Genomic DNA, 14,227 nt, shown 5'->3' on the forward strand with positions numbered 1-14,227 from the left:
CGGGTCGGTCTATTGGCCAGGGATGGCGGCCAGGGGCTACGGCATTCAGGATCAGGACAGGCTCAATGTCCCCGGCGCCTGCATCCGCGCCGGTTTGCGCACTTCGCGCTGGAAGATTTCCATGGACAGCTTCTTGGCCGCGATGAAGCCCGCCTGCGACAGCGTCTCCACCGTACGCGGTCGCGCATCCTGGTAATGCAAGATGTCTGCCACCGCCGTCGGGCGCTTGGTCAGCAGCAGGATCTGGTCGGCCAGATAGACCGCTTCTTCCAGGTCGTGCGAGACCAGGACCATGGTGGTGCCGGTCTGCATGAAGACCTGCTGCAGCTTTTCGCGAATGAACAGCGTCATCTCGAAATCCAGCGCCGAGAAGGGTTCGTCCAGGAACAGCACTTCCGGCCCCGGCGCCAGGGCGCGCATGATGGAGGCGGTCTGCTGCTGGCCGCCGGACAGCTCGTAGGGGTAGCGCATGAGGTCGAACTTGACGTCGAAGGACGCCACCAGTTCATCGACCCGGTGCTTGATCTCAGCCTTGGACTTGCCTTCCAGTTTCAGGGGATAGGCGATGTTGTCGATGGTGCGCAGCCACGGGAACATGGCATCGCGGTAGTTCTGGAATACGTAGCCGATCTTGGTCTGGGCCAGCGACTTGCCGTCGAACAGGATCTGGCCGGCGTCGATGGGGATGAGCCCGGCGATCATGTTGATCAGCGTGGACTTGCCGCAGCCATTGGGGCCGAAGACCGAGACGATCTGCTGCTTGGGGATGTCCAGGTCGAAATTCTCGTACAGGGGCCAGCCGGCGAAATGCTTGGTCAGGCCGCGAATGGTGATATGGGTGCCTGGCGGCCCGGGAAGGAAAGGGGTTTCCGGGGGCAGGTCGATCTTGGGACTGATGACGACGCTCATCTTCCGCTCCAGTGGACGATACGTTTTTCGATGATGATGAAGACCACGTTCAGCACGTATCCGAGGGCGCCGGCCGCGAGGATGGCGGCATACATCTCGCGTACGTTCAGGACCTGCTGGGTATCGATGATGCGGTGACCCAGACCGTTCTCGGAGCCGATGAACATCTCCGCCACGATCACGATCACCAGCGCCATCGAGACCGCGCTGCGCAGGCCCACGAAGGTGGCCTGCAGGCTTTCCCACAGCAGCACGTCGCAGAAGATGCGCCAGCGTGACGCCCCCATCACCTTGGCCGCCATGACGCGCTGCTTGCGGGCGTTGAGCACGCCATAGGCGCTGTTGAAGAGCACGATCAGGAAGGCGCCGAAGGCAGCGATGGCGACCTTGTTGATGTCGGAGACGCCGAAGATCAGCAGGAACAGCGGGATCAGCGCCGACGACGGTGTGGAACGGAAGAAGTCGATCAGGAATTCCACGCTGCGGTAGGCGCGTTCATTGCTGCCCAACAGTACCCCGATGGGCACGCCCAGCACCATGGCGATGACGAAGGCCTCCAGCGTGCGCACCACCGTGACGCTGAAGTCCATCAGCAGCGGCCCCCCGGCCAGGCCCTTGAGCATGGCCATGAGCGTGGCTTCGGGTGGCGGCAGCAGGATCGCCTTGATCCAGCCGGCGCGCACCACCAGGTCCCACACCACGAACAGCGCGATGGGACCGACGATGGGCAAGAGCCGGCCCAGTGCCGGGCGCTTGCGCACGACGGTTGTTGGGGGCGCAGTCGCCGTGGGCTTGCTGGCGGCCACGGTCACGGAAGGAGCGACGGTCTCGTTCATGATGGCCTCAGCCCTTGTAGATCAGGTTGTCGACCACGATGCGCTGCGAGAACACACCCTTCTCGACGAACAGGTCGTAGAACTTCTGGAAGTAGGCGATATCGCTGGGCTTGAACTCGTTGTAGAGCATGTAGGCCGCCAGCGGCACTTCATTGGTGAGCGAGCCCTCGATGGCGGTATAGCCCTTGAGGTAGGTGCGCGCCTGGTCGGGCTTGTTGCGCACCAGTTCGATGCCACGCGCATAGGCGGCGATGTACTTGCGGGCTACCTCGGGATGCTTCTTGATGAATTCCGTGGTCAGCGCCGCCGCGCCGCCATGCCAGGGCGCCATCGGGTCGCCCAGGATGTACTTGGCGATCACGCCTGCTTCCAGCACGCGGGTGGTGTTGTTCATGCGGCCCACGGTGCCGGTGGGTTCCAGCGTGTAGGCCGCATCGACCTGGCCGGCCGCCAGCGAGGCCACGTGCTGGCCGATGGGCAGCTCCACCACGGTGGCACCGGTGGCACCGGCCCGTTCCAGCACGGTCTTGGCCAGCGTGACGTTCTGGATGCCGGGGCCGGAGGCGACCTTCTTGCCCTTCAATTCGGCAATCGATTTGACCGGGCTGTCCTTGGGCACGAGGAATTCATCGAGCACGTACTTGGCATTGCTGGGATTGGTGGCGAAGATCTTGAACAGGCCCGGCTGCGCGATCTCGCCGATGGCCAGGTTGCCGGCCCCGGTGCCATTGGCCGAGCCGTCGGCGCGGCCGGCCAGCATGGCTTCCATCACCTGCTGGGCACCGGCGAACTTGATGGCCTGCACTTCCAGCCCGGCCTCCTTGAAATAGCCCGCTTCCACGGCGGCGTAGAAGGGCAGGCCGGCGGCCACCGGCCAGTAGCCGATGCGGATCGGCGGCGTCTGCGCGCGCAGGATGGCCGGTGCACCGGCGATGGCGGCGGTGGCCGCCACCACACCGGCCTGGGCGATGAAGCGGCGGCGGGTGGTGTCCTGCAGGGGGGAGAGGGTGTTCTTTTTCATGAGCAGCTCCGTGGTGAGGTGTCGGTCGTATCGGTCGTGTCAGTTCAGCGAATCGAGGTAGCGGACCCAGCCGCCGTGGTGGGTGATGTCGGTGGCGCCGGCAATGCCGGCCGGCTCGCAGATGAAGCCCTTGACGCTGCTGCCGTCGGCCAGCTCCACCGTGCCGATGCCCAGCGGCGCCGGAATGGCGGCCACGAAGCCGCCGAACTGGCGCAGCGGCATTTCCCACACTTCCACCGCGATGGCGGCGCCATCGCCTTCGGTGCGGGCCAGGCCGGGTTTGGGCGGCGTGGTGCCGGCCAGCGCATACAGGCGGTACTGGGCGGCGGTGTGGGTGACGGCCACGCGGCGGCCCCCGGCTTCCAGCAATTGCCAGTTCAGGGGCTGGCCGGCGAGGTGGGCGCCGACCACGCAGACCTTGATGGTGCTTTCATTGAAGGGCAGCGGCGCGGCGGCAATCGCATCGGCCTGGGCGGCACCGCCCAGTTGCTGTTGCAGGCGCGCACCGGCCTCGGCCAGCAGGTGGTCGGACCCGGCCGGGCCGATCAGGGTCACGCCGGCCGGCAGGCCATCGCGCCGCCACACGCCGGGAATGGCCAGGGCCGCCATGTCCATCAGGTTGACGAAGTTGGTGTAGTAGCCCAGTTGCGAATTGCGCACCACTGGATCGGCCTGGACCTCGGCGACGGTGGGGAAGGTGGTGGTGGTCGGCACCAGCATCAGGTCGCTGCCTTCGAGCAGGTCTTCGGCCTCGCGCCGCAGGTCGGCCAGGCGGTACTGGGCATTGAAGGCATCCACTGCGTCGTAATTGTCCGACTGGGCGGTGATCTGATGCACCACCGGGTCGATGGCCTGCGGATTTTCCAGGAAGAAGTCGCCCAGCGCGGCGCGGCGTTCAGCCACCCAGGGACCCTGGTACAGCAGTTGCGCGGCATCGCTGAAGGGGGCGAAGGGAATGCGTGCCAGCGTCACGCCGGGCAGTGCCGCGATCTGCGCCAGGCTGCGCTCCCAGGCTTCCTGGGCGACCGTGTCGCCGTAGAACTCGCAGACATCAGGAATGGCGATGCGGTAGCCACGGCGCTTCACGCCCAGCATCGCCGGGCGGCGCGAATAGCCGTCCTCGGCGTCGTAGCCGGCGGCGCTGTGCAGCACGCGCCAGGCGTCGGCCACATCGTGGGCAAAGATGGAAATGCAGTCCAGCGTGCGGCAGGCCGGCACCAGGCCACGTGCGCTGATGAGTCCCTTGGTCGGCTTGAGGCCCACCAGATGGTTGAAGGCGGCCGGCACGCGGCCCGAGCCGGCGGTATCGGTCCCCAGCGAAAACATCACCTGCCCCAGCGCCACGGCCACGGCCGAACCGGAACTGGACCCGCCCGAGACATACTGCGGCTTGATCGCATTGCGCACCGCGCCGTAGGGCGAGCGCACCCCCACCAGCCCGGTGGCGAACTGGTCGAGGTTGGTCTTGCCCACCAGCAGGGCGCCGGCAGCCTGCAGGCGCTGCACCACGGTGGCGCTCTCGCTGGCCAGGCGGCCGAATTCTGGACAGGCGCCGGTGGTGGACATGTCGGCCACGTCGATGTTGTCCTTGACCGCGAAGGGAATACCGAACAGCGGCATGGTCTCGAACACCACCTCGCCCTTGATCTGCAGCATCAGGTCCAACGCGGCGGCCTGTTGCTTGAGCTGCTTGGGCGGCACCCGGCTGATCCAGACTTCATTGCGACCGCCGCCGTCGATGCGCGCCAGCAGATCGGCCACGGTCTTGCCGGGGGTGCTGCGCCCCTCGCGGTAGGCGGCCAGGGTGGCGGCGATGGTGGGGCTGTCCGCGCCGGCGCTGGCGTGGATATCGGCGGCTTGGAAGGCAGCTTGTTGCGGGGTCTGGGTAGCGTTCATTTTGGATATTCAAACTTGAATACAAGATTGAATATCTTTAAGCAGAAGGCGTGCCAGGCCATCGTCGGGCGCTGCGGGGTGAGGGTGAAGTCAGGCGGGAAGCGGCTTTGCGGCGGAAATTGCCGCACGGCAGGATGTCACAGGGGCAACGGCGCAGCTTGTCGATGAGACAAATTGGTGAGGCCTGCGCCGTTTTTGCACCTCAAGTACGGCGGGTCTGCACGTTTAGGCGGCAGGTCGGGTCAGTCGGATATTACAGTTCGCCCCATACCGCATTCAGGGCAGCCAGGGCGGCCAGCCCGGCGGTCTCGGTGCGCAGCACGCGGTTGCCCATGGACAGCATCAGCGCGCCCTGGGCGCAGGCCAGGTTTTCTTCTTCCTCGCTGAAGCCGCCTTCCGGGCCGACCATCAGTGTCACCGCCTGTGGCGGCTGGTGGCGGGCCCAGCCGGAGAGCGGCTGCTCGCCACGGGGTGAGAGCAGGATGCGCCGGTGCAGATCGCTCTGGGCGATCCAGCGCTTGAAATCGGTCACTTCGGCGAGATGCGGCAGGCGGTTGCGGCCGCATTGTTCGGCGGCGGCATGGATGATGCCTTGCCAATGGGCCTGTTTCTTTTCGGCGCGTTCGCCCGAGAGTCGCACTACGCAGCGCTGCGCAGCCAGCGGCTGGAGGGCGGTGGCGCCCAGTTCCACGGCTTTTTCGACGATCCAGTCCATCTTCGACCCCTCTGGCAGGGCCTGGGCCAGGGTCAGGCCGTAGGGCAGTTCGGCTTCGCGCGGGGAGAAGGTCTTGGGTTCGGCGTGGGCGCGCTTCTTTTCGATGGCGGTGAGGCTGGCGGTGTATTCACCCCCTTCGCCATTGAAGAGCGTGATGGTGTCGCCCGGCTGCAGGCGCAGCACCTGCACGTGATGGGCAATCTGCTCGGGCAGGACCACGGCCGAACCGATAGCCAGGGGTTGCGGTAGATAGAAACGGGGCATGGGCAGGGTCCTGGGGGGCGATGAAGATCAAGAAAATGCAAGAAACATCGATAAACCTTGTCAGACGATTCATAGACCGACCCCGAATTTTAATCCCCCCGACGCACTCTGGTAAAATACGGCCCCGCGCTTGTCCCGGGTATTCCGGGCGGGCGCTTTGGCTTCAGAACCCGATTCATGCGCCAGTCGGCGCCTCCAGCACAGCACACACAGACATCGACATGATTTCCACTCTCCCCACCGACAAGATGGCCAACGCGATCCGCGCGCTGGCGATGGACGCCGTTCAGAAAGCCAATTCCGGTCACCCGGGCATGCCGATGGGGATGGCGGAAATCGCAGTCGCCCTGTGGGCCAAGCACTATCGCCACAATCCGGCCAATCCGCAGTGGGCCAACCGCGACCGCTTCGTGCTCTCCAACGGCCACGGCTCCATGCTGCAGTACGCCCTGCTGCACCTGACCGGCTACGACCTGTCGATGGACGACATCAAGAACTTCCGCCAGCTGCATTCCAAGACCGCCGGCCACCCCGAAGTGCACATCACCCCGGGCGTGGAAACCACCACCGGCCCGCTGGGCCAGGGCATCACCAATGCCGTGGGCATGGCGCTGGCCGAAAAGCTGCTGGCGGCCGAATTCAACAAGCCCGGCCTGTCCGTGGTCGATCATTACACCTATGCCTTCGTCGGCGACGGCTGCCTGATGGAAGGCATCTCGCACGAGGCCTGCTCGCTGGCGGGCGTGCTGAACCTGTCCAAGCTGATCGTGCTGTATGACGACAACGGCATCTCCATCGACGGCCACGTCGAAGGCTGGTTCAAGGACGACACCCCGAAGCGCTTCGAAGCCTACGGCTGGAACGTCATCCCGGCTGTCGACGGCCACAACGTCGAGGCGGTCAGCGCCGCCATCCACCAGGCCAAGCTGGCCGACAAGCCGACCCTGATCTGCTGCCGTACCGTCATCGGCAAGGGTTCGCCCAACCTGGCCGGTACCGACAAGGTCCACGGCGCCGCCCTGGGTGACAAGGAAATCGCCGCCGTGCGCGAGGCGCTGGGCTGGTCCGCCGCTCCCTTCGAGATCCCGGCCGATGTCTACGCCGCCTGGGACGCCAAGGCCACCGGTGCCGATTTCGAATCCAGCTGGAAGCAGACCTTCGATACCTATGCCGCCCAGTTCCCGGCCGAAGCCGCCGAACTGCTGCGCCGCCTGAAGGGCGAACTGCCGGCCGCGTTCGAATCGACGGTGACCGCCTATATCAATTCCACGCTGGAAAAGAAGGAAACCATCGCCACCCGCAAGGCCAGCCAGAACGCCATCCAGGCCTATGCGCAGGCACTGCCGGAATTCCTGGGCGGCTCGGCCGACCTGACCGGCTCGAACCTGACCAACTGGAAGGAATCGGTGGCCGTGCGCGCCGACCAGCGCGGCAACCACATCAACTACGGTGTGCGCGAGTTCGGCATGAGCGCCATGATGAACGGTATCGCCCTGCATGGCGGCTACCTGCCCTTCGGCGCCACCTTCCTGACCTTCTCCGACTACAGCCGCAATGCCCTGCGCATGGCCGCGCTGATGAAGATCCGCACGCTGTTCGTGTTCACCCACGACTCCATCGGCCTGGGCGAAGACGGCCCCACCCACCAGTCGGTGGAACACGTCTCCAGCCTGCGTCTGATCCCCAACCTGGACAACTGGCGTCCGTGCGATACCACCGAGACCGCCGTGGCCTGGGCCGAGTCGATCAAGCGTAACGACGGTCCGAGTACCCTGATCTTCTCGCGCCAGAACCTGCCCTTCCAGGAGCGCACCGATGCCCAGGTCAAGGACATCGCACGCGGCGGCTACGTGTTGCGTGACGCGCCCAATGCCAAGGTGGTGCTGATCGCCACCGGTTCCGAAATCGAGCTGGCTACCAAGGCTGCCGACGCCCTGAGCGCCGAAGGCATCGCCGTGCGTATCGTCTCGATGCCCTCGACCGACGTGTTCGACCGCCAGGATTCGGCCTACAAGGCAACGGTGCTGCCGCGTGGCATTCCGCGCGTGGCCATCGAGGCCGGTGTGACCGACTTCTGGTACAAGTACGTGGGCCTGGAAGGCGCCGTGGTCGGGATCGACACCTTCGGCGAATCGGCACCGGCCGGCGTGTTGTTCAAGCACTTCGGCTTCACCGTCGAGAACGTGGTGGCCAAGGCCAAGGCAGTGCTGGCTTGAGCGCTACGCCAGCCATGAGCGAGCAAGTCCTGATCCGCCGCGCCCGCAAGGGTGACGCGGCGTCGATTGCCGGTGTGCGCATCGACGCCTGGCGCGCCAGCTATCGCGGCCTGGTGCCGGACAGCTATCTCGACCATTTGAAGCCCGAGGAAAGCGTCAAGCTGTGGGAACAGGTGCTGGAGGCGTCCTCGGATGCGGCCTGTACCTTCGTGGCCGAGAGTGGTGGCGAGATCATCGGTTTTGCCTCCGGCATGACGCTGGCCGAAGCCCGCTTCGGCTGCGATGCCGAGCTGACCGCGATCTGCGTGCTGCCCGATGAACAGCGCCGTGGCCTGGGCAAGCGCCTGCTGGCCAATGTCGCGGCCACCCTCATCAGCGCCGGCGCGACCGGCCTGATGGCCTGGGTATTGAGCAAGAACGAAGGCGCCGGGGAATTTTTCGAGTCGCTGGGGGCCGAAAGGCTTTATGAACAAACGTTCACCTGGGATGATGGCAGTGAACTGGACGAGATCGGTTTCGTCTGGCGCCAGCTGAAGTCCTGAGCGTGGATGCGGTAAGAACAAGAACGGCAGGAAGGCCGGAAAAGACGGAACCATGGCCGGGCCATTGCGCCGCAAGGGCGTAGGTTGACGGGCAGGTCGGTTCCACGGCTATCGGTTTGCATCGATTTTTACTACTTGAGGAGAACAGCATGACCATTCGCGTAGCAATCAACGGTTATGGCCGTATCGGCCGCAATATCCTGCGCGCCCACTACGAAGGCGGCAAGAAGCACGATATCGAAATCGTCGCCATCAATGACCTGGGCGATCCGAAGACCAATGCCCACCTGACCCAGTACGACACCGCCCACGGCAAGTTCCCCGGTACCGTGGCCGTCGATGGCGACTCCATCGTTGTCAATGGCGACCGCATCAAGGTGCTGGCCCAGCGCAATCCGGCCGAGCTGCCCTGGGGCGAGCTGGGTGTGGACGTGGTGCTGGAATGCACCGGCTTCTTCACCACCAAGGAAAAGGCCAGCGCCCACATCAAGGGCGGCGCCAAGAAGGTGATCATCTCCGCACCGGGCGGCAAGGACGTGGACGCCACCGTCGTCTTCGGCGTGAACCACCAGGTGCTGAAGGCGTCCGACACCGTCATCTCCAACGCCTCCTGCACCACCAACTGCCTGGCACCGCTGGTGCAGCCGCTGCACGAAAAGATCGGCCTGGAAACCGGCCTGATGACCACCATCCACGCCTACACCAACGACCAGGTGCTGACCGACGTGTATCACGAAGACCTGCGTCGCGCCCGTTCGGCCACCCAGTCCATGATCCCGACCAAGACCGGCGCTGCCGCCGCGGTCGGCCTGGTGCTGCCGGAACTGAACGGCAAGCTGGACGGTTTCGCCATCCGCGTGCCGACCATCAACGTCTCGCTGGTGGACCTGTCCTTCGTGGCCTCGCGCGACACCACCGTGGATGAAGTCAACGCCGTCCTGAAGGCCGCTGCCGAAGCTGGTCCGCTCAAGGGCATCCTGACCTACAACACCGAGCCGCTGGTGTCGGTGGACTTCAACCACAACCCGGCATCGTCCAACTTCGACGCCACCCTGACCAAGGTCTCCGGCCGTCTGGTGAAGGTGTCGTCCTGGTACGACAACGAGTGGGGCTTCTCCAACCGCATGCTGGACACCACGGTCGCCCTGGCCACCGCCAAGTAAGACCCGCCAGTAAGCGTGTCAAGACGCACCGGCCGGGGTTCCCTGGCCGGGAGCGTCAATTTCAGGGCTGTTTCGGCTTCTTTTCCTCGTATGCAAGCCCGCTTGCCGAGGTGAAAATAGACGGATCAGCCTGCAAAAGGATCAGAAGGCTGTTGCGAGCATCGCTTGCAATGGCCTTTTGTCCATTTGCCGCAAAGGGCCGCCGGCCCGTCAACAACAAGAGCAACCGACCCAACGAGGGAACGCATGTCAGCAAGCTCATCCCAGGCCCGTCGCCTGTTGGCCAACCTGGCCTTGATATCCGCCGTCAGCCTGTCGCTGTCCGCGTGCGACTATGTCAGCAGCTTCACCAAGCCCAAGCAGACCCCGGAAGAGGCCAAGGCCGAGGGCATCGCGCTGGGCGCCGGCTGCCGCCAGGCCGGCCAGAGTCTGGAAGATTGCTACCAGCGCAACCCCGACGCCTTGAAGGCTGGCATCTTCGCCGGCTGGAAGGACATGCACGAATACATGGCCGCCAAGGGCATCCAGACCGTGACGCCGCCCACGCCGGCACCTGCGGCCGAACCGGCCAAGGATGACGCCAAGGGAAAAGATGGGAAGGACAAGGATGCCAAGGACAGCGATCGCAGCAGCCGTGCCCGCGAACGTGATGCCAATCGCGACAACGCCCGCTCGCGCGACCGCGAAAGCTCCTCGTCCACCACCCGTGACAGCAGCAGCGCTGGCGACCGTCGCGCCAGCCGGGACGACAAGCAGCCGCCCAAGTATTGACCTACCTGGCACTTGCCGGCGGGGTTGTTAGCTGGCAACATTCTCCAATGCCCCGCATGCGGGGCATTTTTCATCGGTCGACAGGGGGAATCGTCGGCCGCCCCCGGCAGCATGGCGCGGCCCACAGGGTCGATGGCCAGCCGGTTACAACGAATAACGATATGAATACACCGTTGACGCAACTGCCTCCGGCCATGCCGGAGCATGTGCCCGAGACCGCCTTTGGCATCTGGTTCTTGCGCACGCCGACCTGGACCCTGCATGTGCTGGAACGCGCGATGAAGGACCTGGAACGCCTTATTCCCGAGCGTCGCGCCAGCTACCCCGTGGTGGCTGACGTGGGATGTGGATGGGGACGCTCGCTCAAGAAGCTGCACACGCGTTTCGCACCGCAACGCCTGATCGGCATGGACATCGATGCGGCCATGATCGAGGCCGCGCGCGGCGAGGCCCAGGCCGAGGGGATTGCGGCCGAATTCATCCAGTGCTCCAGCGCCAGCATGACGCTGGAGGACAATAGCGTGGACCTGCTGTTCTGCCACCAGACCTTCCATCATCTGATTGAGCAGGAAGAGGCGATCCGCGAGTTCTACCGCGTGCTCAAGCCGGGCGGCATCCTGCTCTTTGCCGAGTCGACCAAGCGCTATATCCACTCGTGGATCATCCGCTTGCTGTTCCGTCATCCGATGGAGGTGCAGAAGACTGCCGGGCAATATCTCGCGCTGGTGCGCAGCGCCGGCTTCGAGGTGGCGCCGGAATCGATTTCCTATCCGTATCTGTGGTGGAGCCGCGAAGACCTGGGCCTTCTGGAGCGGGTCTTCGGGATCAAGCCCAAGGCCGAACGCGAGGAAACGCTGATCAACCTGGTCGCGCGCAAGCCGCTGGCGTGATCCCGCCAGCGGCCTGGCCCTAGCCGAACACCTGCTGCCACAGCCGGATCACGCAGGCACGTTCATGCTCCACGCGGATGGCGTCGATATGCGCACGGTCCGAGCCCTGTAGCCGGATCTGGTGCTGCAGCTTGCGGAACAGGCGATAGGCGTTGGCCGCCTCGTCGGCCATGAGGGAATCGATCAGCCCCAGTTGCGCCGCCAGCTTCAACAGCGCGATGTTGCCGATGTCGCCGGTCAGTTGCGGATGGTCGCAGGCATGGCGCAGGACCAGGTATTGCACCATGAATTCGATGTCGATCATGCCGCCCTCGTCGTGCTTGAGGTCGAACATCATGCTGCGGTTGGGATGGGCGTCGCGCATGCGGCGCCGCATGGACAGGACTTCTTCTTCCAACTTGTCGGCGTCGCGCGGCTGGCGCAGCACGCGCTCGCGCAGCGCCTCGAAACGCTCGCCGATGGCGCTGTCGCCGGCACAGAAGCGGGCGCGGGTGAGGGCCTGGTGTTCCCAGATCCAGGCGGCGTTGAGCTGGTATTTCTCGAACGCCGACAGGGGCGACACCAGCAGGCCGCTGGCGCCGTCCGGGCGCAGGGCGATGTCGATGTCGAACAGGGTGCCGGCCGGAGTATGGCTGGTCATCCAGGTGATGAAGCGCTGCGCCAGCTTGGCGTAGAGGGCCGGGGCTTCCTGGTCGTCGTCGTCGTAGAGGAAGACCACGTCCAGGTCCGAGGCATAGCCCAGTTCCTTGCCACCCAGCTTGCCGTAGGCGATCACGGCGAACTGCGGCACCTCGCGGTGGCGCTGGGCGATGCTGCCCCAGATGGCCTCAATGGTCACCTGCACCAGCACGTCGGCCAGGGCGGAGAGTTCATCGGCCAGTTTTTCCACCGAGAGGTCGCCTTCCAGATCCTGCGCCAACAGGCGGAACTGTTCGGCATGATGCAGTTCGCGCAGGATGTCGAGCTGGCGTTCGGTGTCGCCTTCGGCTGTGGCCAGCTGGCGCCGGCAATTGTCGGCGAAGGCGTTCCAGTCGGAGCCGGCCTTGAGGTTGCGGTCGTCCAGCAGTTCGTCCAGCAGCAGGGGATGGCGCGTCAGGTAGGTGGCGGCCCAGCCGCTGGCACCGATCATGCGCACCAGGCGCTGCAGGGCATAGGGGTATTCGGTCAGGAGTGCCAGATAGGCGGCGCGTCGGGCGATGGCTTCGAGGAAATCCAGCAACCGCCCCAGGGCCGGCAATTCGTCATAGTGCAGTGCCGCCAGCAGCGGCAGGCAGTTGTTGATGACCGTGTTGAGCCGGTTGCGGCTGGCCTCGGGCAGGCTCTGCATGCGCGGCGATTGCCAGGTCAGATGCAGGCGCCGGGCGCCGTCCTCGATATCGTCTGCCGGAAAGCCGACCAGGCGCAGGGCGTCGGCCAGGCCTTCCAGGTTGTCGTTTTCGCTCACGCTCACGGCCGGGCCGTCGGCTTCGCCTTCGCCGGACTGCTTGTCGGCGAAGATGGCATCGAACTGGGCCGCGACGATGGCACGCTGTTGTTCCAGCTCGTGCAGCAGGGCTGCGCTGTCCGGGTAGCCCATCATCTGCGCCACCAGCAGCAGATCGTCGGGATTGACGGGCAGGGTGTGGGTCTGGGCATCTTCCAGATACTGCAGGCGGTGTTCGAGGTCGCGCAGGAAGCTGTAGGCGTCCAGCAGTTGCTGCACCACCTCGGGCGCCAGCAGTTCCTTGGCGGCCAGGGTGCGCAGGGTGATGCGGGTGGAACGGTCGCGCAGTTCCACGTCGCGCCCGCCCCGGATCAGCTGGAACACCTGGCTGGTGAACTCGATCTCGCGGATGCCGCCCCGGCCCAGCTTGACGTTGTTGCTGCGGTCCGGGTGCAGGGCTTCCTGGCGCTTGACCTCGGCGCGGATCTGGCCGTGCATGGAACGCAGGGCATCGATGGAGCCGAAGTCCAGGTAGCGGCGGAAGATGAAGGGGCGGCTGATCGCCTCCAGCGCGGCAATATCTTCAAGCGTGCCGGTCAGGGCGCGGGCCTTGGTCCAGGCATAGCGCTCCCATTCACGGCCCTGGCGCACCAGGTATTCCTCGACCATGTTGAAGCTGGCCACCAGCGGGCCGGAGTTGCCATTGGGCCGCAGCGCCATGTCGACCCGGAAGGTGAAGCCGTCCTCGGTGATCTCGGCCAGGGCGCCGATGAGCTTCTTGCCCAGGCGCACGAAGAACTCATGGTTGGACAGTGATTTCTGGCCGGCTTCGGCCTGGGTATCGCCATCTTCCGGGTAGACGAAGATGAGGTCGATGTCGGAGGAGACGTTGAGTTCGGCGCCGCCCAGCTTGCCCATGCCCAGCACGATCATTTCCTGGGGCCGGCCGGACTCCTCGCCGATGGGCTGACCGTAGAGGGCGGTCTGCTCCTGCATCAACGCCGCCAGATGGGTTTGCACGGCGAAGTCGGCAAAGCCGGTCATGGTCGCCACTACCTCGGCCAGGTCGGCGCGGCCGTCGAGGTCGCGCGTGATCAGGGCGCAGATGATCAGGTTGCGCAGGCGCCGCATGGCTGCCGGCAGCGCCAGGCCGGCGTCGAGGTCGGCCTGCAGGCGCTGCTGCATGCCGGCGCGGTCCATGGGCTGGGCGGCGGCGGCCATGACCAGGGCCGGGCGGGCCGGATCGGCCTGGGTCCAGCGGGTGTAGTAGCGGGAAGTGGTGGCGTCGACCAGGGATCGTTGATGAACAGGCATAGGGGACCGCAAAGCTCCACGAGAGGATGTAGAAGGGTGAACGGTGACGGTTGATAAAGGGCGTAAAACCAGGCAAACCGCCGTCAATACCGCTTCAGAGGACAGCCCGGGCTGCCGACAATGCTGGCAGGACTGACAGCGGGCTGACGGTTTTGCACGATAACGGGGATTCTAGCCTTCCTTTTTAAACTTATCGGACATTTTGCCCCTCATACCTTTCTTGCACAGATGGCATGGCCTGGTTTTCCATGCGATCATGTTGCCTGC

At 65.0% G+C, this 14,227-nt stretch carries 11 protein-coding genes; 5 read left to right on the top strand and 6 right to left on the bottom strand.

What is annotated here, in order from left to right; all coding sequences use genetic code 11:
• Positions 1-51: 51 nt before the first annotated feature.
• The 5 genes from I5R65_RS09755 to I5R65_RS09775 all read right to left on the bottom strand — a co-directional run bounded on the left by I5R65_RS09755 (position 52) and on the right by I5R65_RS09775 (position 5,641).
• A complete protein-coding gene (locus I5R65_RS09755; RefSeq protein WP_180670672.1) occupies positions 52-909 on the bottom strand; it encodes an ABC transporter ATP-binding protein in 858 nt (285 codons plus the stop codon).
• On the bottom strand, positions 906-1,745 hold the full coding sequence (locus I5R65_RS09760) for an ABC transporter permease (RefSeq protein WP_180670673.1): 840 nt from the start codon (positions 1,743-1,745) through the stop codon (positions 906-908). Before I5R65_RS09760 ends, I5R65_RS09755 begins: the two co-directional genes overlap by 4 nt.
• A gap of 7 nt (positions 1,746-1,752) precedes the next feature.
• Positions 1,753-2,766: an ABC transporter substrate-binding protein gene (locus tag I5R65_RS09765; protein WP_180670674.1), complete on the bottom strand. Its 1,014-nt coding sequence runs from the start codon at positions 2,764-2,766 to the stop codon at positions 1,753-1,755.
• Between the two features lie 39 nt (positions 2,767-2,805).
• The gene (atzF, locus tag I5R65_RS09770; protein ID WP_219341888.1) at positions 2,806-4,662 is read right to left on the bottom strand and encodes an allophanate hydrolase; all 1,857 of its coding nucleotides are present in this window, start codon (positions 4,660-4,662) and stop codon (positions 2,806-2,808) included.
• 253 nt (positions 4,663-4,915) lie between these two features.
• On the bottom strand, positions 4,916-5,641 hold the full coding sequence (locus I5R65_RS09775; RefSeq protein WP_180670675.1) for a 16S rRNA (uracil(1498)-N(3))-methyltransferase: 726 nt from the start codon (positions 5,639-5,641) through the stop codon (positions 4,916-4,918).
• Positions 5,642-5,856: 215 nt separating this feature from the next.
• Between I5R65_RS09775 and tkt the strand changes: the two genes are divergently transcribed.
• The 5 genes from tkt (at position 5,857) to I5R65_RS09800 (ending at position 11,223) form a co-directional block, all read left to right on the top strand.
• Positions 5,857-7,857 carry a transketolase gene (tkt, locus tag I5R65_RS09780; RefSeq protein WP_370461005.1) on the top strand — a complete coding sequence of 667 codons (2,001 nt, stop codon included), beginning with the start codon at positions 5,857-5,859 and terminating at the stop codon, positions 7,855-7,857.
• A gap of 14 nt (positions 7,858-7,871) precedes the next feature.
• Positions 7,872-8,399, top strand: a complete 528-nt coding sequence (locus I5R65_RS09785) for a GNAT family N-acetyltransferase (protein ID WP_180670677.1) — start codon at positions 7,872-7,874, stop codon at positions 8,397-8,399.
• Positions 8,400-8,548: 149 nt separating this feature from the next.
• A complete protein-coding gene (gene gap, locus I5R65_RS09790; RefSeq protein ID WP_180670678.1) occupies positions 8,549-9,562 on the top strand; it encodes a type I glyceraldehyde-3-phosphate dehydrogenase in 1,014 nt (337 codons plus the stop codon).
• A gap of 246 nt (positions 9,563-9,808) precedes the next feature.
• Positions 9,809-10,333 carry a hypothetical protein gene (locus tag I5R65_RS09795; protein WP_180670679.1) on the top strand — a complete coding sequence of 175 codons (525 nt, stop codon included), beginning with the start codon at positions 9,809-9,811 and terminating at the stop codon, positions 10,331-10,333.
• Positions 10,334-10,494: 161 nt separating this feature from the next.
• Positions 10,495-11,223 (top strand): class I SAM-dependent methyltransferase, encoded by a 729-nt coding sequence (locus I5R65_RS09800; protein ID WP_180670680.1) that lies wholly within the window; start codon positions 10,495-10,497, stop codon positions 11,221-11,223.
• 19 nt (positions 11,224-11,242) lie between these two features.
• Here the strand turns inward: I5R65_RS09800 and glnE are convergent, their stop codons facing one another.
• Positions 11,243-13,960 carry a bifunctional [glutamate--ammonia ligase]-adenylyl-L-tyrosine phosphorylase/[glutamate--ammonia-ligase] adenylyltransferase gene (gene glnE, locus I5R65_RS09805; RefSeq protein ID WP_180670681.1) on the bottom strand — a complete coding sequence of 906 codons (2,718 nt, stop codon included), beginning with the start codon at positions 13,958-13,960 and terminating at the stop codon, positions 11,243-11,245.
• Positions 13,961-14,227 lie beyond the last annotated feature (267 nt).

Source organism: Herbaspirillum sp. AP02 (assembly GCF_015767275.1).
Lineage (GTDB): Bacteria > Pseudomonadota > Gammaproteobacteria > Burkholderiales > Burkholderiaceae_D > Herbaspirillum.